The 23,542-nt window shown below is 65.0% G+C and carries 21 protein-coding genes; 14 read left to right on the top strand and 7 right to left on the bottom strand.

Going from position 1 to position 23,542, the window contains the following annotated elements; genetic code table 11:
* Nucleotides 1–133: 133 nt before the first annotated feature.
* On the bottom strand, nucleotides 134–538 hold the full coding sequence (locus tag NN5_RS09340; RefSeq protein ID WP_067734008.1) for a glycine zipper 2TM domain-containing protein: 405 nt from the start codon (nucleotides 536–538) through the stop codon (nucleotides 134–136).
* Between the two features lie 432 nt (nucleotides 539–970).
* Complete coding sequence (locus NN5_RS09335; protein WP_067734007.1) at nucleotides 971–1,462, bottom strand: asparaginase domain-containing protein; 492 nt, start codon at nucleotides 1,460–1,462, stop codon at nucleotides 971–973.
* Nucleotides 1,463–1,490: 28 nt separating this feature from the next.
* Here NN5_RS09335 and NN5_RS09330 point away from each other — a divergent pair, with 28 nt between their 5' ends.
* Nucleotides 1,491–2,423 (top strand): hypothetical protein, encoded by a 933-nt coding sequence (locus NN5_RS09330; protein ID WP_067734006.1) that lies wholly within the window; start codon nucleotides 1,491–1,493, stop codon nucleotides 2,421–2,423.
* Between the two features lie 2 nt (nucleotides 2,424–2,425).
* Here NN5_RS09330 and NN5_RS09325 read toward each other — a convergent pair whose 3' ends face one another.
* Nucleotides 2,426–5,821, bottom strand: a complete 3,396-nt coding sequence (locus NN5_RS09325; protein ID WP_245656383.1) for an acyl-[ACP]--phospholipid O-acyltransferase — start codon at nucleotides 5,819–5,821, stop codon at nucleotides 2,426–2,428.
* Nucleotides 5,822–5,997: 176 nt separating this feature from the next.
* On the opposite strand from NN5_RS09325, the gene NN5_RS09320 reads away from it, so the two are divergent.
* Nucleotides 5,998–6,591, top strand: coding sequence for a TetR/AcrR family transcriptional regulator (locus NN5_RS09320; protein WP_067734005.1), 594 nt, complete (start codon nucleotides 5,998–6,000; stop codon nucleotides 6,589–6,591).
* A gap of 4 nt (nucleotides 6,592–6,595) precedes the next feature.
* On the opposite strand, the gene NN5_RS09315 is transcribed toward NN5_RS09320, so the two are convergent.
* A complete protein-coding gene (locus tag NN5_RS09315; protein ID WP_067734004.1) occupies nucleotides 6,596–7,213 on the bottom strand; it encodes a TetR/AcrR family transcriptional regulator in 618 nt (205 codons plus the stop codon).
* Between the two features lie 65 nt (nucleotides 7,214–7,278).
* Between NN5_RS09315 and NN5_RS09310 the strand changes: the two genes are divergently transcribed.
* From NN5_RS09310 to NN5_RS09300, 3 genes are read left to right on the top strand one after another with little or no spacing between them, the layout of a single operon-like run.
* Entirely contained in the window at nucleotides 7,279–8,745 is a 1,467-nt protein-coding gene (locus NN5_RS09310) for an efflux transporter outer membrane subunit (protein ID WP_067734003.1), read from the top strand.
* Nucleotides 8,745–9,911: an HlyD family secretion protein gene (locus tag NN5_RS09305; RefSeq protein WP_067734002.1), complete on the top strand. Its 1,167-nt coding sequence runs from the start codon at nucleotides 8,745–8,747 to the stop codon at nucleotides 9,909–9,911. The genes NN5_RS09310 and NN5_RS09305 overlap by 1 nt, the downstream gene beginning before the upstream one ends.
* Nucleotides 9,911–11,476 (top strand): DHA2 family efflux MFS transporter permease subunit, encoded by a 1,566-nt coding sequence (locus NN5_RS09300; protein ID WP_084384847.1) that lies wholly within the window; start codon nucleotides 9,911–9,913, stop codon nucleotides 11,474–11,476. Before NN5_RS09305 ends, NN5_RS09300 begins: the two co-directional genes overlap by 1 nt.
* Nucleotides 11,477–11,588: 112 nt before the next feature.
* On the opposite strand, the gene cheB is transcribed toward NN5_RS09300, so the two are convergent.
* Nucleotides 11,589–12,635 carry a chemotaxis-specific protein-glutamate methyltransferase CheB gene (gene cheB, locus NN5_RS09295; protein ID WP_067734001.1) on the bottom strand — a complete coding sequence of 349 codons (1,047 nt, stop codon included), beginning with the start codon at nucleotides 12,633–12,635 and terminating at the stop codon, nucleotides 11,589–11,591.
* A 334-nt stretch (nucleotides 12,636–12,969) separates the two neighbouring features.
* On the opposite strand from cheB, the gene NN5_RS09290 reads away from it, so the two are divergent.
* From NN5_RS09290 to NN5_RS09250, 9 genes are all read left to right on the top strand, one after another.
* Nucleotides 12,970–13,230: an STAS domain-containing protein gene (locus tag NN5_RS09290; protein WP_067734000.1), complete on the top strand. Its 261-nt coding sequence runs from the start codon at nucleotides 12,970–12,972 to the stop codon at nucleotides 13,228–13,230.
* Entirely contained in the window at nucleotides 13,227–15,506 is a 2,280-nt protein-coding gene (locus NN5_RS09285; protein ID WP_067733999.1) for a chemotaxis protein CheA, read from the top strand. Before NN5_RS09290 ends, NN5_RS09285 begins: the two co-directional genes overlap by 4 nt.
* Nucleotides 15,503–16,372: a CheR family methyltransferase gene (locus tag NN5_RS09280; protein ID WP_067733998.1), complete on the top strand. Its 870-nt coding sequence runs from the start codon at nucleotides 15,503–15,505 to the stop codon at nucleotides 16,370–16,372. The genes NN5_RS09285 and NN5_RS09280 overlap by 4 nt, the downstream gene beginning before the upstream one ends.
* Complete coding sequence (locus NN5_RS09275) at nucleotides 16,369–17,394, top strand: protein-glutamate methylesterase/protein-glutamine glutaminase (RefSeq protein ID WP_067733997.1); 1,026 nt, start codon at nucleotides 16,369–16,371, stop codon at nucleotides 17,392–17,394. Before NN5_RS09280 ends, NN5_RS09275 begins: the two co-directional genes overlap by 4 nt.
* 4 nt (nucleotides 17,395–17,398) lie before the next feature.
* Complete coding sequence (locus NN5_RS09270; RefSeq protein WP_067733996.1) at nucleotides 17,399–17,950, top strand: chemotaxis protein CheD; 552 nt, start codon at nucleotides 17,399–17,401, stop codon at nucleotides 17,948–17,950.
* A 16-nt stretch (nucleotides 17,951–17,966) separates the two neighbouring features.
* Complete coding sequence (locus NN5_RS09265) at nucleotides 17,967–18,338, top strand: response regulator (protein WP_082010295.1); 372 nt, start codon at nucleotides 17,967–17,969, stop codon at nucleotides 18,336–18,338.
* 26 nt (nucleotides 18,339–18,364) lie between these two features.
* Complete coding sequence (locus NN5_RS09260; RefSeq protein ID WP_067733995.1) at nucleotides 18,365–18,805, top strand: chemotaxis protein CheW; 441 nt, start codon at nucleotides 18,365–18,367, stop codon at nucleotides 18,803–18,805.
* 8 nt (nucleotides 18,806–18,813) lie between these two features.
* Nucleotides 18,814–19,140: a hypothetical protein gene (locus tag NN5_RS09255; protein WP_245656382.1), complete on the top strand. Its 327-nt coding sequence runs from the start codon at nucleotides 18,814–18,816 to the stop codon at nucleotides 19,138–19,140.
* Between the two features lie 183 nt (nucleotides 19,141–19,323).
* Nucleotides 19,324–19,929: a DUF938 domain-containing protein gene (locus NN5_RS09250; protein WP_067733994.1), complete on the top strand. Its 606-nt coding sequence runs from the start codon at nucleotides 19,324–19,326 to the stop codon at nucleotides 19,927–19,929.
* On the opposite strand, the gene NN5_RS09245 is transcribed toward NN5_RS09250, so the two are convergent.
* Together NN5_RS09245 and NN5_RS09240 are read right to left on the bottom strand one after the other, a co-directional pair.
* Nucleotides 19,916–21,250: an MATE family efflux transporter gene (locus NN5_RS09245; RefSeq protein ID WP_067733993.1), complete on the bottom strand. Its 1,335-nt coding sequence runs from the start codon at nucleotides 21,248–21,250 to the stop codon at nucleotides 19,916–19,918. The genes NN5_RS09250 and NN5_RS09245 overlap by 14 nt on opposite strands.
* Nucleotides 21,247–22,749: a DHA2 family efflux MFS transporter permease subunit gene (locus NN5_RS09240; protein WP_067733992.1), complete on the bottom strand. Its 1,503-nt coding sequence runs from the start codon at nucleotides 22,747–22,749 to the stop codon at nucleotides 21,247–21,249. Before NN5_RS09240 ends, NN5_RS09245 begins: the two co-directional genes overlap by 4 nt.
* Nucleotides 22,750–23,542: the final 793 nt, after the last annotated feature.

The raw sequence follows: 23,542 nt of genomic DNA, 5'->3' as shown, positions 1-23,542 counted from the left end.
CTCCTGAAGGGGAGAGAGTACATGGGTCATGTTCATCGCACGCTGGTATAACTGGGCGGTCACGCTCTAAAAACAGAAAGGCGCGCCGCTCATGGAGCGGTGCGCCTTGTCGTATCCGTTGGACCCGTTCCGCTTAGCGGCAGCGCAGATCGCCCCGGTCGATCTCGCGGCCGAGCACGCCGCCGACAACGCCGCCGAGCAGGGCGCCCAGCGTCTTGTCGCCGCGGCCTGCCAGTTCATGGCCCGCGAGCGCGCCGAGACCCGCGCCGATGATCAGGCCGGTCGTGCCGTTGTCGCGGCGGCAGTAATAGCGGCCGTCACGTCCGCGCCAGACATAGGAATTGCGCGTGATGCGGCGCGGCGTGACGTAGCGGCCGCGCGAATCGTAGATGCGGCGGTCGGAGTGCCGGGGCGCGTCATGATACCGCTCCTTCGCGCGCTCGCCATAGGCCGGGGCATGGGGCGGCGGATCGGCCGCAGCTGGCGTGCCCGGAAGAGTGGCCGCTGCAATAGTCAGAGCCAGCAGCAATTTCTTCATTTTGTGACCTCCTGAAATACCTATGTGAATGCGTGGTGCCGCTTCTGCCGCCGGCTGCCTCAACGCCTGATGAACCGCTGGACGCGAAAAGGCGAGCAAAGAGACGTGGGCGAAGGCAACTTGTCACGAAACGCGCGAGATATGCCGGAGGTTTCAGGCCGGTTGGCTGGCCTGCCTGGCCGGGCGTCTCCCGGCCCGGTGGCTCTGGCGAAGCCGGCATGGAAGCGAAGAAGATGGCTCTGCCTGAGAAGGGAGGAGGTTCTTTCGCAGACAGGTAGCGGCGCTACGGGGGGAACGGGGGGTGTGCGCCGCTACCTGCCACTGCGAAAGCTGTTGCAGTGAGAGTTACATATAGAGAAGAATGGTTTCCGAAAGTTTACTTCCGGGCAGAGTGATTGTGGCAGTTCTTGCTTATGCAAACGATTGCATAGATTAAATTATGGAAAACTTACCTGCCGCCCGGTCCTTCTTTACTTTGAGGCCATTAAATACTGAGCCGTTCATAGTAATCCATACACCCGGTCTTGCCGCCTGACAGCAGGCGAAGGCCATGCCGAGATTGAACGGGGCATCGCTTTCGGCAAAGCGTGCCGGGGCCAAAGCGCCGGTCAGAACGATGGTCTTTCCTTCGATGTCCGCCAGGACCTTGGCCGTCTCGGTCATGGTATCGGTGCCATGCGTGACCACGACATGCGTTTCCGGCGCGGCGGCGATCGTCGCCTTGATGAGGGCGCGGTCCTCATCGCTGAGTTCGAGGCTGTCCTTGCGCATCAGTTCCACCACGCGGAACGGGTGGGTGACGCGGGAGGTTTTCAGCATGTCTTCGATTACGCTCTCGGCGATCTGGTATTCGCTGAGCGCATCGAAATACTGCTTGTCGATCGTGCCGCCGGTGGTGACGACGAGGATGGGGGCTTGAGGCATGGGCGCGGTTTAGCCGGTCGGACGCGGCATGGGAATGGGGGCGCGGCCTGCCATATTGCCAATAATTAACCACGCCCGCAAATCGATTAAGGCAAAGGAAGGGGACTGCGAAACCGGGAGAATTGAATTGCTGTCAGTATTGCTCGGTCTTGGGCTGGCCTTGGCCCCGACTGCTGCTCCGGAGGCTTGTGTTCCGATCGAAGGTGCGGAGGCGGTTCTGGAAGACAGGGATGTCCATTGGCTGGTCGTTGGCGAGATGCATGGCACACGCGAGATGCCCGCGTCGTTTGCAGAACTGGTTTGCGCCGCCGCACAGAGCCATCGCACGGTCACTGTCGCTCTGGAATTTCCTGAGGCGGATCAGACCGTGATCGATGCCTATCTTGCATCGGATGGCGGGGATGATGCGCGGTCGCACGTGCTGGCTCTTCCGTTCTGGTCAACAGGGCGGGACGGACGCAGCAGCGAAGCCGCTTTCGCGCTGCTGGAGTGGTTACGGCGAATGAAGCAGGCCGGTGAAATACAAGCGGTGAGAGCGATACAGCCGATGTCCAACGAGACGCGTTCCGACTATGAAAAGGCTATGGCCGCGCTGGTCCTTGAGGCGGGACCTGCGGATGGGCTGACAATGGTTCTGGTCGGCGGCGTGCACGCGAAGCGGGTGCCGTACACGTCCCCTGATGGTAAGGCATATTTGCCGATGGCAGGATATCTGCCGGAAGAGCGGACGAAGACAGTGCTTGCCTCAGGACAGGGTGGTTCGGCCTGGGTGTGCATACTCCGCGGGACGGATGGGGATGCCGAATGCGGGCCGCGCACACTGAATGCGCCGGGAAAGCTTTACCCGCGCGGTCTGGTCATCCTGGACCGCGCAGGAGGGCCTTACAACGGCTATCTCAATATCGGGATGCCGTTTACGGCATCACCGCCCATGGTTTCTGACATGGGCGTGCAACCTTAGCGTTACTCTTTCGCCATCTCGCCCAGCGTCACATAGTCGAGCTTGCCTGTACCCAGCACCGGCAGCGCGCCCAGCACGCGGATATCGCGTGGCAGCATCAGTTCCGTGACACCGTTGGCGCGACCCCATTCGAGCAGGGCCTTGGGATCGGCCTGCGGGGTGGTGGTGAACAGCACCAGTTGCTCGCCCTTCTTCGCATCGGGGCGGGTGACGACGGCGTGTTCGCCGTCGGGCCAGACCTTTGCCGCATAGCCTTCCACGGCCGGGAGTGAGACCATTTCGCCGCCGATCTTGGCAAAGCGCTTGGCGCGGCCGCGGATGGTGACGAAGCCGGCTTCGTCGATGGTGACGATGTCGCCGGTGTCGTGCCAGCCTTCCTCGGGCGGCTGCAGCTTGCCCGGCGCGCTCGCCAGCATGTAGCCGGTCATGACATTGGGGCCTTTCACGAAGAGGCGGCCGCCTTCGGCAATGCCGGGCACTGCTTCGAGCCGGGCTTCCATCGCGGGCAGCAGGCGGCCGACGGTTCCCGCCTGGAAATGCATCGGCGTGTTCACCGCGATCACCGGCGCGCACTCGGTGGCGCCGTAGCCTTCGAGGATGCGCAGGCCGAATTTTTCCGAATAGGCCTTGCGGGTTTCCTCGCGCACCTTTTCGGCGCCCGCGAAGATGTAGCGCAGCGAATAGAAGTCGTAGCCGTGCGCCATGCGGGCATAGCCGGAAAGGAAGGTGTCGGTGCCGAACAGGATCGTCGCGTTGCAATCATAGGCGAGCGCGGGGACGATCCGGTAGTGCAGCGGGCTAGGGTAGAACACCGTCCGGATGCCATTGAGGATCGGCAGCAGCGTGCCGCCGGTCAGGCCGAACGAGTGGAACACCGGCAGCGCGTTCAGCACCACGTCGCTGGGGTTGAAGTCGATCCGCGCGGCAAGCTGGGCGCAGTTCGCCAGGAGGTTGCGGTGGGACAGGACGACGCCTTTGGGGGTGCCTTCCGAGCCGCTGGTGAACAGGATCACGGCGGGTGCATCGGGCGCGATCTTCAGCCTGGCGTGGCGGCCTTCAGCGCCCTTCCTGAGCAGCATGTGCCACAGCTTCGCGCCCGTGCCGATCTCCTGCGCAAGGTCTTCCAGATAGAGGACCATGCATCCGCTGGCCTCCAGCGCATTGACGGTATCCTGCAGCTTCGCCTGTTCGACGAAGGCGCGCGCGGTGACCACGGTGCGGATCTCGGCGGTTTCGCAGGCGGAGAGCAGGTTGGTCAGCCCGGCTGTGAAATTGAGCATCGCCGCCACGCGCCCTTCGGCCTGCAGCGCAAAGAAAGCGAGCGCGGCGCCGTTCACATTGGGCAGCAGCAGGCCGACCGCCTCGCCGGGGCGGGTGCGGTAGGCAAGGCGGTCGCCCAGCAGTTCGGAGCCCAGGATCAGCCGGTCGAGCGAGAGCGGCTGGCGTTTCACGTCTTCCACAACCTTGGCCTTGCCGCCGTGGATCGCGCGCGCCTCGCACAGGGCGGAGAACAGGGTGCGGTCCGTATCCGTGGTGGCGAAGATCATCGCGCTCATCTCGTCGTAGAGACGGCGGCCGGCGATGGCGCGGCGGGCGCGGGCGGACATTTCGCCCTCAATGGCAAAGCGGCGCGGCGGCAGCACGTCGATCGTCACCTTGGGGAACAGCCGCGTGCGAACTTTGCCCTTGAGGTGCGAGAGCGGGCTGTACTGCGGGCCGTTGAGGCGCACCGGGACGATCGGCGCATCGGCCTTGTCGGCGACCATGCCGGGGCCGTCGAACACTTTCATCAGCGCGCCGGTCACAGTGATGCGGCCTTCGGGGAAGATCACCAGCGTGTTCCCCTCGCGCACGGTGCGCACCATGGCTTTGGCCGACATCGGGTTGGTGGGATCGACCGGAAAGGCGCGGAACAGCTTGAGGAAGGGCTGTATCCACCAGCTCCTGGCAATGGCGGTGTGCACCGCGAAGGTCGGCTTGCCGGGCAGGAAGGCGCCGAGCAGCACGCCGTCGAGATAGGAGAGGTGGTTGACGACCACGACCGCGCGCTCGCCGGGCTTTGGCATGTTCTCGATCCCGGTCACTTCGACGCGGTACAGAACCTTGAGGACGATGCGGATCACCGCCTTGAACAGCGTTTCGGGCAGCAGCCAGACCGAGACCAGCGCGACGACCAGCGTCGCGAGGCCCAGCACGCCGATCACTTGCGGCACGCTGGCGCCCACGCCGAGCAGCCCGGCAACCACCGCGACGGCGGTGACGGTCATTCCGGCATTGAGGATGTTGTTGGCGGCGATCACCTGCGAGCGTTCGTCGGGCGCGGCACGCACCTGGAGGATTGCATAGAGCGGGACGATGAACATGCCGCCCGAAAAGGCGATCACGACCAGATCGGCGATGATCCGCCAGGACCCGGCGCTGGCGAAGAACTGGCCGACGCTCGCCTCGGGATAGGTGACTGTGAACAGGCTGGTGGAGAACGACAGGTCGATCAGGCCCGCAGCCAGCGCCAGCGCGCTGACGGGCACGTACTTCGCCGAGACCTCTCCGCCCAGCAGGCGGTTCACGGTCATCGAACCGAGCGCGATCGTGACCGAGAAGATCACCAGGAACAGCGTCGCCACATCCTTCTGCGCGTTCAGCGTATCGGAGACGAGCGGCACGAATTCAGTGAGCAGCACCGCGCCTGCGGTGAAGAACCAGCTGATGCCCAGCACCGCCAGCCACACGCCGCGGCCCTTGTGCGCGGTGGTCAGCACGTGCCAGGTGCCGCGCGCGACGTTCCAGTCGACCGGATGGCCGCCGCGGCTGGGCGGAGCAGGGGGGATCGCCAGCGCTGCGAGATAGCCCAGCGTGGCAAGGCCCATGGCGACAAGCCCGGCCTCCCACGGCGGAACCTGCCCGGCGAGCAATTGCCCGGTCAGGATCGCCAGGAACGTGCCCGCCTCGATCAGGCCGGTGCCGCCCATGATCTCGTGCTCGGTGAGGTGCTGGGGCAGGATCGAATACTTGACCGGGCCGAACACGGTGGAATGCAGGCCCATCAGGAACAGACTGGCGAGCAGCAGCGCGATGGACTGCCAGGCAAAGCCCACCAGCGCCACGCCCATGATGCCCACTTCGGCCAGCTTCACCCAGCGCACCAGCGTGCCCTTGTCGATGCGGTCCGCGATCTGGCCGGCCAGCGCCGAGAACAGGAAATAAGGCAGAGTGAACAGCCCGGTGGCGATTACCGAGAGCATTCCCGCCTGCTCCGGCGCGTCCTTGAGGATTCCGTAGTTCGCCAGCAGCAGCATGGCGTACTTGAGCAGGTTGTCGTTGAAGGCGCCCAGGAACTGGACCACGAACATCGGCGCGAAACGCCGTTTGGTGAGCAGTGAGAAGTCTGGTGCTGACACGCCGTTTCCCCGTTTCCTGATCTGAAAGCTCTAGCTGCCAACCTGCCGCATGGCGACTCGCTGGTGTGAGCGTGGTGTCTCACGAAATTAAACACTGTTCAATTATAAAATTGGACATCGTTCAATTAATTTGCGAAAGCGTGGGCAAGCACACAAAAAGCGATGGGTTTGCAGATATGGGACGGCGTTCGGACCATTCGCGCGAGGAATTGCGCGCGCTGATACTGGAAGAAGGGCACCGGCAGCTCTCGGAGGTGGGATTTGCCCGCTTCTCCGCGCGCGAGGTGGCCAAGCGGATCGGCTACTCGATCGGCACCCTCTATAATGTCTTCGGCTCCTATGACGCGCTGCTGCTGGCGCTCAACGGCCGCACGCTCGACTTGTGGCTGGCGTTTCTGGAAGAGCGGCTGGCCGGGCGGGAAGAGGGGCGTCTCGATGCCGCGATCGAGGCCTATTTCGATTTCGCGCTGGGGCAGCGCCATGCCTGGACGGCGCTTTACGACTTCCGCCTGCCCGAAGGGACGCAGCCTTCAGAGGACTATCGGGAAAAGGTGGCGGCCATCACGGGGGTGATCGTGCGGGAAATCGCCGCCGTGCTGCCGCCGGATGCGCAGGGTGATGCTTTGCCGCTGGCGCGCTCGCTGCTGGCGAGCGTGCACGGGCACTGCTTCTTCGCGCTCAACGGCACGTTCGCGATGCTCGGGGAGGAAGATCCGCTGGGCGCTGCCAAGGCGCGCGTTGCCGATGCGCTGGCGCGGTTTACAGCCTAATGCTTCAGGACGGGGTCGGCTGGTCGGGGATGCCGCGGGTAATCATTTCGACCAGACTGTCCACGAAGGCTTCCCGTTCCGCCATGGAAGGAGAGCTGGGGCGCAGCAGGATGTCAGACCGGAAGCCGGTTATCATCGCGATCATCAGCCGGCTCAGTTCGGTGGCGCGGGCTTCCGAGACGCGGGTGGCAAAGAATTCGATCACGCATTTGCGCAATTTGACTGGGCCGCGCGAATAGAACATTTCCTTGATCTCGGGAAAACGCCCGCCTTCACTGACCACGAGGCGGAACAGGCGAATGGCGTTTTCGCGCAGCAGGCATTCCAGAAAGCGCGCGCAGGCGCGCCTCAGCGCCGGAACCGAATAGGTCTGGCTGGTGAGCACTTCGTCAATATCCTGCGAGAAGCTGTCGACCTGCAGGTCGATCACGGCGGCAAACAGATCCTGCTTGGAGGCGAAGTGCGCCCACAGCGTGGCTTTCGACCCGCCCAATTCTTCTGCGATGGCCGACATGCTGGTGGCAGCATAACCGTGCTCGAAAAATGAGCGCGTCGCGATGTCCACGATCTCGGCCCGCTTGCGAGCCTTGTTCAGCTCTCTCTTGCCTATCGGGTTTGTCATACCTGTACTACTAAGTACACTTTTTGATTGACACCTGCAAGAGGTCTCTCGATAAATTTGTACTGATGAGTATGCAAACCTATTCGCGAGTCGCGGCGGTATCGCTGCTGGCTGTCGCGCTTACCCTTTCAGCCTGCGCCGCACCAGATCTTGGTCCCCGTCCGCAGATGAACGCGCCCGCCGCGCTGGCGTCGGCGCAATCGCTGGCATCTGCGAGCGCCACGCAGGCATCGGAGCGGACATGGCCGCGCCAGCAGTGGTGGACCGTCTATGGCGACCCGCAGCTGAATGCGCTGGTCGAAGAGGCTCTGGCCGGTTCGACCAGTGTCGCCATGGCCGAGGCGCGCATCCGGCAGGCGCGGGGTGCCGCCGAAGTGGCCGGCGCGGCCACGCTGCCCTCGATCGGGGGGGAGGCTTCGGGCGGTTTTACCAAGCAGAGCTATAACAAGGGTATGCCCAAGGCCTATGTGCCCAAGGGCTGGAAAAGCACGGGCACGCTGGCGCTCACGGGGGATTTCGATCTCGACTTGTGGGGCAAGAACCGCAAGGCGCTGGCCGCCGCCACGTCCGAGACCGAGGCTGCCGTGGCCGATGCCCGGCAGGCGGAACTGATGCTCTCCAGCAATGTGGTGTCCTCCTATTTCGATCTGGCCCGCCTGATCGCGCGCGGCCAGGCGCTGGCCGAAGCGAGCAAGGCGCGCGCGGAGATGGTGGACCTGACCGGCCAGCGGGCCCGGCAGGGGCTCGACAGCGCTGTGCCGCTGCGCCAGTCCGAAGCGGCGGCGGCTTCGGCGCGGGCTGCGCTTTCGGCCAATGATGAACAGGTGCTGCTGCGCCGCCATGCCTTGGCCGCGCTGCTCGGTGCCGGACCGGACCGGGGGCTGTCGATCACGCCGCCTGCGCTGGACTCGCTGCCCGAAACGCCCGTTCCGGCCGATGCCGGCATCGCGCTCGCCGGGCGCCGTCCGGACGTTGCCGCCGCCCGCCTGCGGGCCGAAGCGGCGGCATCCCGGATCGATGTGGCCAAGGCTGCGTTCCTTCCGGACATTTCGCTGTCCGGGCTGATCGGGCTGAGCTCGCTTGGCATTTCCAATCTGATCGACAGCGGTTCGACGTATGGCAATGCCGGCGGCGCGCTGAGCCTCCCGATCTTCCGGGGCGGCCAGCTCAAGGGCAATTTCCGCCAGGCGCGCGGTGCCTATGACGAAGCGGTGGCCAGTTACAACGAAACCGTCATCGGCGCCTTGCAGGACGTTGCCGATGCCCTGGCCAGCCGCGATGCGGCCGGGCGTCAGGAACGTGATGCGGCGGAGGCCGCCTCGACGTCCGCCGCCGCTTACGATCTTGCCATGAAGCGCTATCGCGGGGGGCTTTCCGGCTACCTCGATGCCCTGACCGCGCAGACCGCCGCCTTGCAGGCCCGCGAGACCGCGGTCGATGCCCATTTCCGCACCCTGGCCCAGGAAGTCGCGCTCAAGCGCGCGCTGGGCGGCGGGTTCGGCGACAATTCCAGTGAAAAGGCTCCCGAATAATGAGTGAAGATGTGCAGGATCAGCCTGCGGATGGCGAGAACGCGTACGCTGACGGTTCGGGAAGCGTGATTCACCGGAACAACCGGCGGCCCATGCTGGTCTGGCTGGCGATCGGTCTGGCCGTCGTCGTCGGGCTCTATTTCCTCTACGACATTATCCTCGGCGGCCGGTCGGTCTCGACCGACAATGCCTATGTCGCCGGCGAAATGGCCGAAGTGACGCCGCTGACGTCGGGCAAAGTGGTCGATGTGATGGTCACGGATACCCAGCCGGTCCGGCGTGGGCAGATCCTGTTCCGCATCGACGATTCCGATCAGCGCATCGCCCTGGCCGAAGCGCGTGCGGGGCTGGAATATGCCCGCCGCCGCTACGGACAGTCGCGGGCGAACGATACGGCGCTCGGCGCGGCCGCGGATGCCAGCGAAACCCAGATCGGGGCGGCGCAGGCCAAAGTCGCCTCCGCCCAGGCCGCGCTGGCCAAGGCGCAGACCGACTATGACCGCCGCGCGGCGCTGGCAGGGACCGGCGCGGTTTCGGCCGAGGACATCACCGCGGCGCGCGAGGCGCTGGCAACGGCGAAAGCCGCTGCGCAGGAGGCTCAGGCCGGGCTGGCTTCGGCCCGTTCCAACGCGATCAGTGCGCGCAGGCAGGAAGAGGCGGCCCTCGCGCTCACGCGCGGCACCAGTGTCGATACCGCGCCGGAAGTGCTGCTGGCGATGAGCCGGCTGGCCACTGCCGAACTCGATCTCAAGCGCACGATCATTCGCGCGCCGATCGACGGGATCATCGCCAAGCGCACGATCCAGGTCGGACAGAAGGTGGAGAACGGCAAGGTGGCCATGGCCATCGTTCCGGTGGGCGAGCTCTATGTCGATGCCAATTTCAAGGAAGACCAGCTCGGCAAGGTCCGCAGCGGCCAGAAGGCCGAACTGACTTCGGACTTCTATGGCGACGATGTCGTATTCCACGGCAAGGTGGTCGGCTTCTCGGGCGGCACTGGCGCGGCGTTCTCGCTGATCCCGGCGCAGAACGCGACGGGCAACTGGATCAAGGTGGTGCAGCGCCTGCCGGTGCGCATCGAGCTTGATCCCAAGGAGCTCAAGGAGCACCCGCTGCGCATCGGTCTGTCGATGGATGCGAAGATCGAGCTGAAGAGCAACGACTGATGGCTAGCGCTGCAGCAGCGCCGGCGGACGGAGGGAACGGCAAGGCGAACGGGGCCAAGCCGCTGACCGGCGTGCGCCTCGCGCTGGCCGGCTTCGTCCTGGCGATGGCGAACTTCATCGTCGTGCTCGACACGACGATCGCCAACGTCTCGGTCCCGCACATTTCCGGCGGTCTTGCCGTCTCGGTCACGAGCGGCACCTGGGTCATCACCTCCTATGCCGTGGCCGAGGCGATTTGCGTGCCGCTGACCGGCTGGCTGGCCCAGCGTTTCGGCACGCTTCGCGTGTTCCTGCTCTCGCTGGCCGGCTTTGGCGTGTTCTCCGCCCTTTGCGGTCTTTCCGGGACTTTGTCCGCGCTGGTCGTGTTCCGTCTGGGGCAGGGCTTCTGCGGCGGCCCGCTGATGCCGCTGACCCAGACCCTGATGATGCGCATCTTCCCGAAAGAGGCGCAGCCCAAGGCGATGGCGATGTGGGCGATGACGGTCGTCACGGCGCCGATCGCGGGGCCGATCCTGGGCGGCTACATCTCGGACAACTGGTCCTGGGAATGGATCTTCTTCATCAACGTGCCGATCGTCGTGCTGATCTTCTTCGGCGTGCTGGCGCTTCTGCGCGATGCCGAGACGCCGACCCGCAAGGTGCCGATCGACCGCATCGGTCTGCTGCTGCTGGTGATCTGGGTCGGGGCCTTCCAGATGATGCTCGATCTCGGCCGTGACGAGGACTGGTTCAATTCGACGCGGATCGTCGTGATGGCCTGTGTCGCGGCGGTGTTCTTCGCGGTGTTCGTGATCTGGGAACTGACCGAGAAGCATCCCGTCGTCGATCTCAGCGTGTTCCGGCACCGGGGCTTTTCCGCGTCGACGGCATCGCTCACGATCGCTTTCGGCACTTACTTCGCCTCGATCGTGATCCTGCCGCAATGGTTGCAGCTCTCGATGGGATATACCGCGACGATGGCCGGCCATGCGATGGCGTTCAGCGGTGTGCTGGCGCTGATCGTGTCGCCCCTGGTTCCCGGCATGATGAAGAAGCTGGACCCGCGCCTGATCGTTTTCATGGGCATCTCGTGGCTTGGCGTCTGCTCGCTCATGCGCGCGGGCTGGTCGACCGACGTGACGTTCGCCACCGTGATCCTGCCGCAACTGTTGCAGGGGGCGGGGATGGCCATGATGATCGTGCCGCTCACGACGATCGGCCTGGCTTCGGTGGACCCGGAAGAGACCGCTTCGGCGGCCGGTATCTCCAACTTCGGCCGCACGCTGGCAGGCGCGGTCGCGACGGCGCTGGTCACGACGATGTGGCATGATGCGTCGCGGGAAAAGACGGCGATCCTCGCGGGGAACCTCAATGGCGCGCAGGCCGTCTCGGATACGCTCCAGAACCAGGGCTTTTCCGCCGAGCAGGCGCGCAGCGTGATTTCCCAGTTGGTGGAGGCCCAGGGCATGGCGCTCGGCACGACGGAGATCTTCGCCCTGTCCGGCGTGGCGCTGTTCGCGGCGGCGATGACCATCTGGCTGGCGCCGCGTCCCGCCAAGGACGTGAAAGCCGCATCGGGCCACTGATCCCGGCGCGGTTCTTCCGGACGGGAAGACTTTCCCCTGCCATCCGCACGAAAAAACGGCCTGTCCGGAAACCTCCGGGCAGGCCGTCAGATTATCGCGAGGATCGAAGCTGTCAGACGGCGGCGCCGCAGTTGGCGAGCACGTCCTTGGCCAGATCTTCAAGCTTGAGTTCGGAATCGACCGCGCCAGCCTCGATCGCGGCCGTCGGTGCCTGCGGCACGGTGGCCGTGGTGCGATCCTGCGCCAGGGTACGGAAACCCGCCGCCTTGAGCAGCCTCAGGCCCTTGGCGCCGTCTTCGCCCATGCCGGTCAGCACGGCACCGATGGTGGCCATGCCGGCGCGCGAGAGCGAGCCGAACAGCAGCGTTGCCGAAGGACGGAAGCCTTCGACCGGATCACGATCGACCAAGCGCAGCTTGGCCGGAATGCCGGGCTCCACGATCACGTGCTTGTTCGGATCGAAAGCGATGTGCACGGTGCCCGCCGTCAGCTCGGCACCATCGACGGCGGCCTTGATCGAGCAGGCGCAGTCCTTGTCGGCGCGGGTGATGAACATTTCCGCCAGCGCCGGTTCGGTCTGCAGGATGATGACCGTGGGCGGGCAGTTCTTGGGGTACTGCATCAGCACTTCGGTCAGCGCATCGACGCCGCCCATCGAGGTGCTGAAGGCAGCGATCTTGCCGTTGGGCGAATAGTCGGGACCGCTCTCGGCAGCACTCTCGGCCTTGGGGCCGCGATGGCGAGGCTTGTCGCGCACGTTCGAGTTGGCGGCGGCGAGCACGATCTTGCCGAGCTTGCCGACCTGCTTGGCGAACTGCTCCGGCGTGGCCTTGAGCGGTTTGGGGAAGCATTCGACCGCGCCCAGCTCGAAAGCCTTGAGCGAGGTTTCCGTGCCGCTCTGGGTAAGGCTCGAGAGCATGACCACCGGCATCGGGTTGGTGTTCATGATTTCCTCAAGGAACTCGATTCCGCTCATGCCGGGCATTTCGACGTCAAGCGTGACCACATTGGGCCGGAGTTCCGCGATCTGGTCGCGTGCCTCGTCCGCATTGGCTGCCGTGCCGATGACGAGAACGTTCTTGGTCTGCTCCAGGACATCGCAAAACAGCGCGCGCATGGCGGCTGAATCGTCGACTACCAGAACGCGGGCGTCATGCATGGGGATGGGACCTTCTGTTGCCTCTAATGGGGTTCTGATTGCGACATACCTCTAAACATCCGATGAATTTCCTTAACCACACTACGCACTTCGCCTGAGTTTGCAGCAAACGTCGCGTTGTCACCGTTTACCCTAACACTGACCCGTTCCACGCGCCGGAAATCCGGTGCGGGAAGGCGATTTGAGCGAACGAGGTTGGCTGAATGAACCGAATCCTGCCGGTGAACGTCTCTGAATGTTCCACGCTGATGCAAGCGCGGGAAATTCCGGATGGCGGTCCACACGGGCAGGGAACGGATATTTGCTACCAAGGCCGGATCAACGGGGGAAAGTGATGAGTAGCATTACCTTGCCAGCGCGCTGCGACAGGGCAGCAGCCGAGGCAATCTGGCCCGAACTTGTCGCCGCGCTGGGCGCTGGCGCCCTTCGCATCGACGGCAGTGCGGTCGAGCACGTCGGCCAGGCGGTACTTCAGCTTCTCGTTTCGGCCCGCCGCAGCGGCGGAGGCGCGGAAATCGAGGCTTCGCCCGCGCTGAAGGAAGCCGCGAAGCTGACCGGTCTGACGTCGGAACTCTTCGAAGAGAGCGAGCTATGAGCCCCGAGGAAATTCAACAGATCTTCTTCGTCGAATGCGAAGAATCGCTGGCCGCGGCTGAGGCCGGCCTTGCTGCCTGCCGGGCGGGAACGCACGATTCGGATACGGTTAACGCTGTGTTCCGTGCGGTTCACTCGATCAAGGGCGGCGCCGGTGCTTTCGGGTACTCGGCGCTCCAGGCGTACACGCATACTTTCGAAACGCTCCTTTCGGACGTGCGCGAAGGGCTGGTGGCGATCGAGGAGCGGCTGGTCGACCTGCTGCTGCGCGCGCTCGATACGCTTGCCGATCACGTCGAAGCTGCGCGCGAAGGGGGCGATGCGCCTGCCGACGCCGCGCTGATCGCGGAAATGGAAGGCGCCATGGCGGGCAACGCCGGAGCTGCGCCGGCGGCTGCCGCCGAACCGGAACCGGCTCCCGAGCCCGAGACCGCTTCCAGCGATGACGACGACGAGCCCAAGCCGATCGACGACTTCGATCTGGCGGCGCTGCTCGACGACCTGACGGGCGGGTTCGATGCACCGGCTCCTGCGCCTGCAGCGGAAGCTCCGGCCGGGCAAGACGCTGGACAGGGCGCTGGGCAGGACAAGCGCTGGAAAGTTCATCTGCGTCCGCGTGCGGGCGCCATGCGCAACGGCAGCGAACCGCTGCTGATGCTGCGCGATATCGCCGCGCTCGGCGGCGAATGCATCTATTGCGATGTCAGCCAGGTCCCGCCGCTCGATACGTTCGACGTTGCGCAGGGCTATCTCGGCTGGACTTTCGCGATGCCCGCCGACGTGGCGGAAGACGCCGTGCGCGACATCTTCGATTTCATCGGTGACGATTGCGCTCTCGCGATCGGCAATGACGAGGAAATTCCCGAGTTCAAGGTCGAGCAGACCGCGCCGCCGCCCAAGGTGGAACCGATCGCGGTTGCTCCGGCCAAAGCTCCTGCCGCTGCCCCGGCGCCTGCTCCTGCCGCTGCTCCGGCGGCACCTGCGGCCGCCGCCCCGGCTCCGGCGCCTGCCAAGGCCCCGCCAGCACCGGCTCCCGCCGCCGCGGCAAAGCCGGATTCGTCCGAGAAGCCTGCGGCTGCCGCGCCTGCGCCGCCGGCTGCGGGCCAGTCGATCCGTATCGACCTGTTCAAGCTCGACCGCCTGATCGATCTCGTCGGCGAACTCGTCATCGCGCAGGCCATGCTGGTCCAGCGCCTTGATGGGGCGGGGATCACGGCGACCGAGGAACTCGGCCTGCTCGAAAGCCTGACGCGCGACATCCAGGAAAGCGCGATGTCGATCCGCGCACAGCCGATCGCCAGCGTCTTCAGCCGCGTGCCGCGTATCCTGCGCGATCTGGCCGCTTCCACCGGCAAGCACGTCAAGCTGGAAACCATCGGTGAAACCACCGAACTCGACAAGACCGTGATCGAGCGGCTTGGCGAACCGCTGACGCACCTGATCCGCAACGCGGTCGACCACGGCATTGAAAGCGCCGATGTCCGCATTGCCGCAGGCAAGCCGCCGGAAGGCACGCTGACCCTGTCCGCCGAACACCGCTCGGGCCGCATTCTCATCACCATCGCCGACGACGGCGCGGGCATCAACCGCGAGCGCGTGCTTGCCAAGGCGGTCGAGAAGGGCATCATCAGCCCCGAAGCGCAACTTTCGGCCGAGGAAATCGACAACCTGATCTTCGCGCCGGGCTTCTCGACCGCGCAGGTCGTCTCCAACATCTCCGGACGCGGCGTCGGCATGGACGTGGTGCGCCAGAACGTGAAGGATCTGGGCGGCCGCATCACCATCGAGAGCGTTCCGGGCAAGGGCACCGCGTTCATCCTGACGCTGCCGCTGACGCTGGCGATCTCGGACGGCATGATCGTCGATGTCGGCGATCAGACGCTGGTGGTGCCGCTCGCCCACGTGGTGGAAAGCCTTCGCCCCGGCGAGGGGGATTTCCACGGCCTGGGATCGAACGCGCAGATGCTCAACGTGCGCGGCCGGTTCATCCCGATCATCTCGCTCAAGACGGCACTGGGGGCACCCACCGGCGCGACCAATCCGCAGGAAGGCGTGCTGATCGTCGTCGATACCGAAAGCGCCGGCCAGGCCGCGCTGCTGGTGGACGATATTTGCGATCAGCGCCAGTTCGTGATCAAGAGCCTTGCCACCAATTTCCGTGCGGTCGAGGGCGTCGCCGGTGCGACGATCCTGGGCGACGGCAAGGTCGCGCTGATCGTCGATGTCGACGGTCTCGTGGCCTGCGCGCTGCCCGCGCATGAAAGGCAGGCTGCGTGACGGCTGCTTCCGCCTCGATCAACACGATTCCCGGTGTCAGCCCGGAGATCTACAGCGCTGCCGATTTCGCGCAGATCGCCAAGATCATCTACAGCGCTGCCGGGATCGTGCTGCCGCAGGGCAAGGCGATGCTGGTCTATTCCCGCATCGCGCCGCTCGTGCGCGCGGCCGGGAGCGTCACGTTCTCCCGGTATATCGAGCTGATCGGAGAAGATCCGGAAGAACTGAACAAGGCGGTGGCGGCGCTCACCACCAACCACACCTTCTTCTACCGCGAAGCGCATCATTTCGATCACTTGCGCACCGAACTGCGGCCGCGTCTGGTCGAGAAGCTGCGTCACCGCCAGCCGGTGCGGGTGTGGTCGGCCGGCTGTTCGAGCGGCGAGGAAACATGGTCGATCGTGATGAGCCTGCTGGGGCCGGACCGTTCGGACGGCATCAACCTGGCGCGCGGCGATCTGCGGATTCTCGCGTCCGATATCGCGCCGCACGCGATTCGGAAGGCAGAGGCCGCCACGTATCCGGCAAAGGACCTCAAGCCCGTGCCGGAGGAACTGCGCCGGGCCTGGGCCACGGAAAACGGCGATCAGGCGGTCATGGCCGATGCCATGCGCCAGATCGTGCGTTTCCGTCTGCTCAACCTGCATGGCGACTGGCCGATCAAGGGCCAGTTCGATTTCATTTTCTGCCGGAACGTCATGATCTATTTCGACAATCCGACCAAGGAACGGCTCGTCAAGCGCTTTGCCGACGTGCTGGTGCCGGGCGGTTTCCTCTACATCGGCCATTCCGAACGCGTGACCGGTCCGGCCGCGAACGATTTCCAGCTCGTCGGCCCCACGATCTACCGCAGGAGGGCTGCATGAGCATTCGTGTCCTCATCGTCGACGATTCGCCGACCATGCGCGCGATCCTCATGTCGCGGCTGCGCGAGCAGCCCGATATCGAAGTGGTCGGCACCGCATCCAACGCCGCGGAAGGCCGCACGCTGATCAAGCAGCTGGACCCGGACGTGGTCACGCTCGACATCGAAATGCCGGGCATGAACGGTCTCGACTTCCTTGAAAAGATCATGACCCTGCGCCCGACGCCGGTGATCATCGTTTCCGGCGCCACCCAGGAAGGCAACGAGGTGACGGCCCGCGCGCTCGGTCTGGGCGCGGTGAACTGCTATTCGAAGTATGATCCCACCGGCAAGCTGGCGCTGCAGGACAGCGGCGAACTGGCCAAGCTGATCCGCGATGCCGCGCAGATCGAGTTCCGCAAGCCGGCGCGCAGTACACCGTCGGTCGCCGAGGAAAGCCGCCGTTCGATCAAGCGCGATACCCGCCTGATCGCGGTCGGTTCGTCCACCGGCGGGGTCGAGGCCCTGCAGGTTCTGCTGCGCGAATTCCCGCGCGACTGCCCGCCCACCGTCATCGTGCAGCACGTCAATCCCCGCTTTGCCCCGGCGATCGCGCGCACGCTCGATCAGGTCTGCCCGGCCACCGTGCAGGTGGCGGTGAACGACATGCCGCTCAAGCCCGGACACGTCTATCTCGCCGCCGAGGCCGAGCATCATCTCCTCGTGAAGGGATCGACCACGCTCTACGCCAAGCTGCGCCGGGGCGAGCCGATCTCGGGCCATGTTCCCAGCGTGGATGCGCTGTTCCATTCGGTCGCCCAGTACGTGGGCGCGGATGCCGTCGGCATTCTGCTGACCGGCATGGGACAGGACGGGGCCAAGGGCCTGCTCGCCATGGCCAATGCCGGCGCCCACACCATCGCCCAGGACGAGGCCACCTGCACGGTGTTCGGTATGCCGCGCGCGGCCATTTCGCTGGGTGCGGCGCGCGTCGTCGCTCCGATCAACAGTATCGCGCGTCATGCGCTTCACAAGGCGGCCTGAAGCGATGTCCCTGGATCTCACCCCGCCCAACATCACGCGCCTGACCGTGCTGCAGGGCCAGTTCAAGGTCAGCGCCGGACCCAAGGTGGAATTCAGCACCGTGCTGGGTTCGTGCGTGGCCACCTGCCTTTACGATCCGGTCGTCGAGCTGGGCGGCATGAACCACTTCCTGCTCTCCGAACCGCCGGCCAGCCACAATCCCGGCGAAGTGGACGTGCACTACGGCGTTTACCTGATGGAAATGCTGATCAACGAAATGCTGGCCTACGGGGCCCGCAAGGACCGTCTGCGCGCGCATCTCTATGGCGGCGCGAACATCCGTGCGGGAATGCAGCAGATCGGCACCGCCAATGCCGAATTCGCGCGCAGCTTCCTGCTGCGCGAACGTATCGAACTGGTCCGTGAGGACCTGGGGGGCACCAATGCCCGCCGCGTAGATTTCCGTCCGGCGTCCGGTCAGGTCCGGTGCCGAACTGTCGCCTCCTCGGATGCTCCCGAGGTTAAACCGCAACCCGTGTTCCGCCCGGTCCCTCGCGGCGAAGTCGAACTGTTCTGACCAAACGAGGCATCCGATGTCCAAGACTACCCGCATTCTTACTGTAGACGACAGCGCGTCGATGCGCGCGCTGCTCAATCACGCATTGTCCACCAATGGTTTCGACGTGGCCCAGGCCGACGACGGCGTTTCCGCGCTGGAGTGGCTGGCCGTCAACGAGGTCGATGTCGTCATTACCGACATCAACATGCCCCGTCTCGACGGCTTCGGCCTGATCGAGCAGGTGCGCGGCGGCACCCGCCATCGCGACCGGCCGATCCTGGTGCTGACCACCGAAAGCTCGGACGAGAAGAAGGCCCGTGCCCGGGCCGCCGGCGCGACCGGCTGGATCGTCAAGCCCTTCGATACCGACAAGCTCGTCGCGGCCGTGCGCCGCGTCGCGCACTGATTTAGCCCGCAAAGGAGGTTCAGGACATGCACCGCGAACTTATTACCTTCGAAGTCGCCGGCCAGATCTTCGCGCTCGACATCATGTCGATCCGCGAAATCCGGGCCTGGACGCCGGTCACGCCGATGCCGCGCGTACCGGCTTACGTGGCAGGTGTGGTCAACCTGCGCGGCACGGTGCTGCCGGTGATCGATCTGGCCGCCCGTCTGGGCTGGACGCCGACCGAGGCGACGCCGCGCCACGCGATCATCGTCTGCCAGATCAATGGCCAGTCGCAGGGCCTCATCGTCGATTCGGTCAGCGATATCGTTGCGCTCGACACCGATACGCTGCAGCCGCCGCCGACCACCGGCCAGGAAGATGTCACCCCGTTCCTGGAAGGCCTTGCCGCCATCGAGGATCGCATGGTCATGGTAATCGATCTGCAGGCGCTCAGCGCTTCAGAGGATCACGCGATCGCGGCCTGAAGCGGATGATGCACGAACCCAAATTTACGGCAATGGCCGAAGTGCTGGGCGAACTCGGGTCCGAGATCGAAGCCCTGGGCGAAGTGCTGTGCCGTGATGAGGATTTCGCTGCGCGTCACATGCGCGAGCTCCAGGCGATCGACCTGATCGCCCAGAAGCAGCGTGTGCTCGCCACCATTCTGGCAGCGGGTTTCAGCGCCAGCGAAATGCGGAGCATCAGCCTGGAGGCCTTGCGCCACCGTTTCGCCGGTTTCATCGAAGAGACCGATGCGTCCTCTTGTGAAGTCAAGATCAGCGGGCCGGGGCAACCGGACGCGCTGGGCCTTTGGGATTGATGCCTTCCCTGCATCCGTGAACGGGCCCCGGATTTCAGGCCCGGCACGGAACGAGAGCCGCACAGGCTTGAGCCATGGTTCGATGAAGCGGGTTCATCGAACCATGGCTTTTTGCGTGCATGACACTCCGGGTCTCTGAACCGGGAGGTTGAACTGGAAGCCTGCCGTCCCCATGCCGGTGTCATGACACAAGACGCCCGCCGTCAGGCCCCCGCCGCCGCCCGCAACCGCGATCCTATCCTTGCCGTGCTGCGCGAGGCGCTGCCGCCGTCCGGCCTCGTGCTGGAACTGGCAAGCGGGACGGGCGAGCACGCGGTCCATTTCGCGAAGGCGCTGCCCGGTGTGCTCTGGCAGCCGAGCGATCCCGATGCCGGCGCGCGCGAATCCATTGCCGCGTGGAGAGAGGCCGAGGCTCTGCCCAACCTGCTGCCGCCGCTTGCGCTCGATGCCGCGGCGCAGTCATGGCCGGTCGCGGCGGCCGATGCGATTGTCTGCATCAACATGATCCATATCAGTCCCTGGGAATCGACCGAGGGGCTGATGGCAGGGGCAGGGCGCTTGCTGGCGCCGGGGCATCCGCTGGTGCTCTACGGTCCCTATCGCCGCGCCGGACATCCGATCGAGCCGGGCAATCAGGCGTTCGACGAGGACCTGAAACGCCGCGATCCGCGCTGGGGCCTGCGGTTTCTGGAAGAGGTAAGCGCCTGCGCGCTGGAGCAGGGACTGGTGCTGGAACGGTTCGTGGAAATGCCCGCCAACAACCTTACGGTGATTTTCAGGAAGCGCTGAAACTGCGCCGTATCCGGCGCGGCAGGACCAGAAACTGTCCGGCCGCGCGGGCCACGAAGAACAGCGTGAAAGCCGCCCACAGCCCGTGGTTGCCCAGCGGGTGCAGCAGCCAGAGCAGCGTGAGGTAGAGCGCCATGGCCGCGGCCATCGTCCCCAGCATGGCCCGCGTCCATCCCGCGCCGACGAAGACCCCGTCGAGCACGAACGAGGCGACGCCCACCAGCGGCAGGGCGATTACCCACGCGACGTAGCGCCCGGTTTCCGCAACAACGCGCGGATCGGTGCTGAACCACGCGGCCAGCGGGGCACCGGCGAGGGCATAGACCAGCGTCAGCGCCAGCCCGGCTACGCTGCCCCACAGCAGTGCGGCGCGCACGGCGGCGGTGAAACGAGGCCGGTCGCCGGCGCCCAAGGCTTCGCCGCACAGCACTTGCGAGGCGCTTTCGAAGCCGTCGAGGATCAGCGTCGAGAGCATGAAGAGCTGGAACAGGATACCGTTCGCCGCCAGCGTGACCGGCCCGTGCTGCGCCCCCGAACGCGCGAAGATCAGGATCGCGCCGGTCAGCAGCAGCGTGCGTGCGAAAAGATCGCGGTTGAGCGCGAAGAGGCGGGCAAGCGCGTCGCGGTGCCATGTCGCGCGGTGGCGGGCGGCGGCAAAGGCCTCGCGCGCGGAGGGCTGGCGCAGCACGATGGCGGCGAGCAGCAGAAACTTGAGCAGCTCTGATCCCAGCGTTGCCGAGGCCACTCCGGCCACGCCCCAGTGCAGGACCAGCACCAGAAACAGGTCGAGCGTGATGTGCACGGCATTGGCCGTAATTTCCACCACCAGCACATGACGCACCAGCCGCTGGCCGATCAGCCAGCCGACCAGCACGCAATTGCCCAGCCATACCGGGGCGGCCCAGTAGCGGATGCCGATATAAACCTGCGCATCGCTGCGCACTTGGGCCTTGGCTTCAAGCAGGTCGAGCCCGGCGGGCACGATCCAGGGCATGGCCATGAGCAGCAGCAGGCCGATGCCCAGCGCCACCGCCATTGCCCGCGCCAGAGTCTGGCCCTGCGCGGTCCGGTCTCCGCTCCCGCCGCTTTGCGCGGTCAGCGCAACGGTGCTGGTGCGCAGGAAGTTGAAGACATTGAGCAGGCCCATCATGAATTTGGCGCCGAGTTCCACCGCGCCTTGCGCCGGGGCATCGCCCAGCCGCCCGATCGCCCACATGTCAGCCAGCCCGAACAGCGCCGTTGCCACGTTGGTGAGCATGGCAGGCAAGGCGATCGTCCACAGCAGGCGCGCGGTGCTCTGGGGGGATGGCTGCACCGTCATTCGCCGCCCACCGGTTCGGCGCTCACCGGTTGGGCGGGGGCGGTGACGCGCCGGGGGCGTTGCAGCAGGAAGACCATGGCGCAGGCAAGAATACCCACGATCGAAAGCGCCCAGAAGGCGTCGATATAGGCCACCATCGTCGCCTGCCGCACGATCTCGTGTTCGATCCCCGCGACGGAGGACGGCAGAGTGAAGTCGGCATCGGGCATCGCGAAGTGCATGGCCGGATTGTCCGGGCGCACGCCTTCGGTCAGGCGCGACTGCACTTTCGCCTCGTTGCGGAAGATCAGGACCTGAACCAGCGCAATGCCCGCCGCACCGCCATAGCTGCGCAGCAGCGTGTTGAGCGCGGCCCCTTCGTTGCGCAAGTGGGCGGGCAGGGTGGAAAAGGTCATCATCGACAGCGGCACGAAGATCGAGCTGGAGCCCATGCCCTGGATCACGCCGGTGGTGACGACGATCCAGTCGCTCGACTGCAGCGTCATGTGCGAGAGGTGCCACATCGCCAGGGCCGAGAGCATCATTCCGCAGCCGACCAGCAGGCGCGGGTCGACGCGGTTGATGAGGCGGCCCATCGCCAGCATCGCGATCAGCACGCCCAGCCCGCGCGGGGCCATGGCCAGACCGACGTCGATGATCGGATAGCCGAACAGGTTGGACAGCATCTCGGGCAGTAGCGACATCGGACTGTAGATCAGCACGCCCAGGAAAAAGCCGACGATCGAGCAGATCACGAAGTTGCGGTCCATGAACACCGCGGGGCTGACGAAGGGATGTTTCGTCGTCATCGAATGGACGATGAAGAGATAGAATGCGCAGCCCGCCAGCAGAGTCTCGATCCAGATCTCGGTCGAGGAGAACCAGTCCTGCACCTGCCCCCGGTCGAACAGCAGCTGGAGCGCGCCGATGCCTATCGCCAGCAGCACGAAACCAAGGAAATCTAGCCTGGGGCCTTTGCGTCCGGGATATTCGGGCATCGTCGCCGTAAGCCCCACCCATGCCATGATCCCGATCGGCAGGTTGATGAAGAAGCACCAGCGCCAGGAGATGTATTCGGTGAGCCATCCGCCCGCGAGCGGCCCCACCAGCGGTCCGGTGATCGCCGCCATGCCGAAGATGGCCATGGCGCTGCCGTGCTCCTCTGGCGGGTAGGCATCGAGCAGTGTCGCCTGGCTCATCGGCACCAGCGCGGCTCCGGCGATGCCCTGCAGGACGCGGAAGGCGATCAACTCGTTGAGATTGGTCGCGGCGCCGCACAGGCCGGACATGACGGTGAAGAAGAAGATCGAGGTGAGGATCACCCGCCTGCGGCCGAACCGCCCGGCCAGCCATCCGGTGAGCGGAGTGAAGATCGCCAGCGCCACGATGTAGCTGGTCAGCACCCAGGTGATCTGCTCGCGCGAGGCCGAAGTGCTGCCCTGGATATGCGGCAGCGCGACGTTGGCGATCGTCGTGTCGATCTGGTTCATGATCGCTGCCGCCATGACGAAGAACGTCATCAACCGCCGCGTCGCCGGAGGAGGATAGGGATGGTGCACAGGACGATACGGACGGGCGGGAATTCGCTTTCACCCCGGACGTACCGGAGGCGAAGGCACCGGGCAATCATTCCTTTGGCGGTTGGCAGGCCAGTGCACCGCGCGAATCGGGCTATCGGAACGGAATTGCCCGCAGCGTCCGAATCACTTTCCCGGCGTTTTTTCAGCAGCCTGCGTGCAGCATGATATTGCTGCACTGCACAAGAGTGCGGATGGCGATGCCACTGCGGTCAGGGCAAACGGATCGAAGGGCGCCAAAATTGCGCCATGCCTATGCAAGAGAAGATGGAGTGGGTGATGTTGCGTCTGCGAAGAGATCGGCGCGCCGGGTAGATAATGTACCCCCCGGCGCGCTCTCTCCCAACACCGGTAAAGCCGCAAGCGGCCTTTCACAGCCACATTGCAGCATAATATCGGTTTGGCAAAGCAATAATCGCGCGGTTTTCTGCGCAATATGCGCATTTCTTCACTCTACCGGTCTCCTTGAGATTTATGGGAGTGCCTTCGCATTTGTCGCTCGGGCGATGTTTCGCCCTTGCCCGTTGCGCCTCGGCGGTGGCCAGCACCGGGGTTTGTGAAGCGCTGCAATGTCATGGGGCAAGGCAGAGCAAATGCCCGTGATCGGGCCATGCCCGGTTGCTTTCAGGCTTTCCGAATTGATGCTGGAGTCCATTCCGGAAAGGCCATTGCAAGGTCTTGAACAGCCCATCGGATGCAGGCTCGCATGCGATTACTTAAATCGTTTGCAATGCAT

It is taken from the genome of Novosphingobium naphthalenivorans NBRC 102051 (assembly GCF_001590985.1).
In the GTDB taxonomy this organism is placed as follows: Bacteria; Pseudomonadota; Alphaproteobacteria; order Sphingomonadales; family Sphingomonadaceae; genus Novosphingobium; species Novosphingobium naphthalenivorans.
This window is presented reverse-complemented; position numbering and strand designations above follow the sequence as displayed.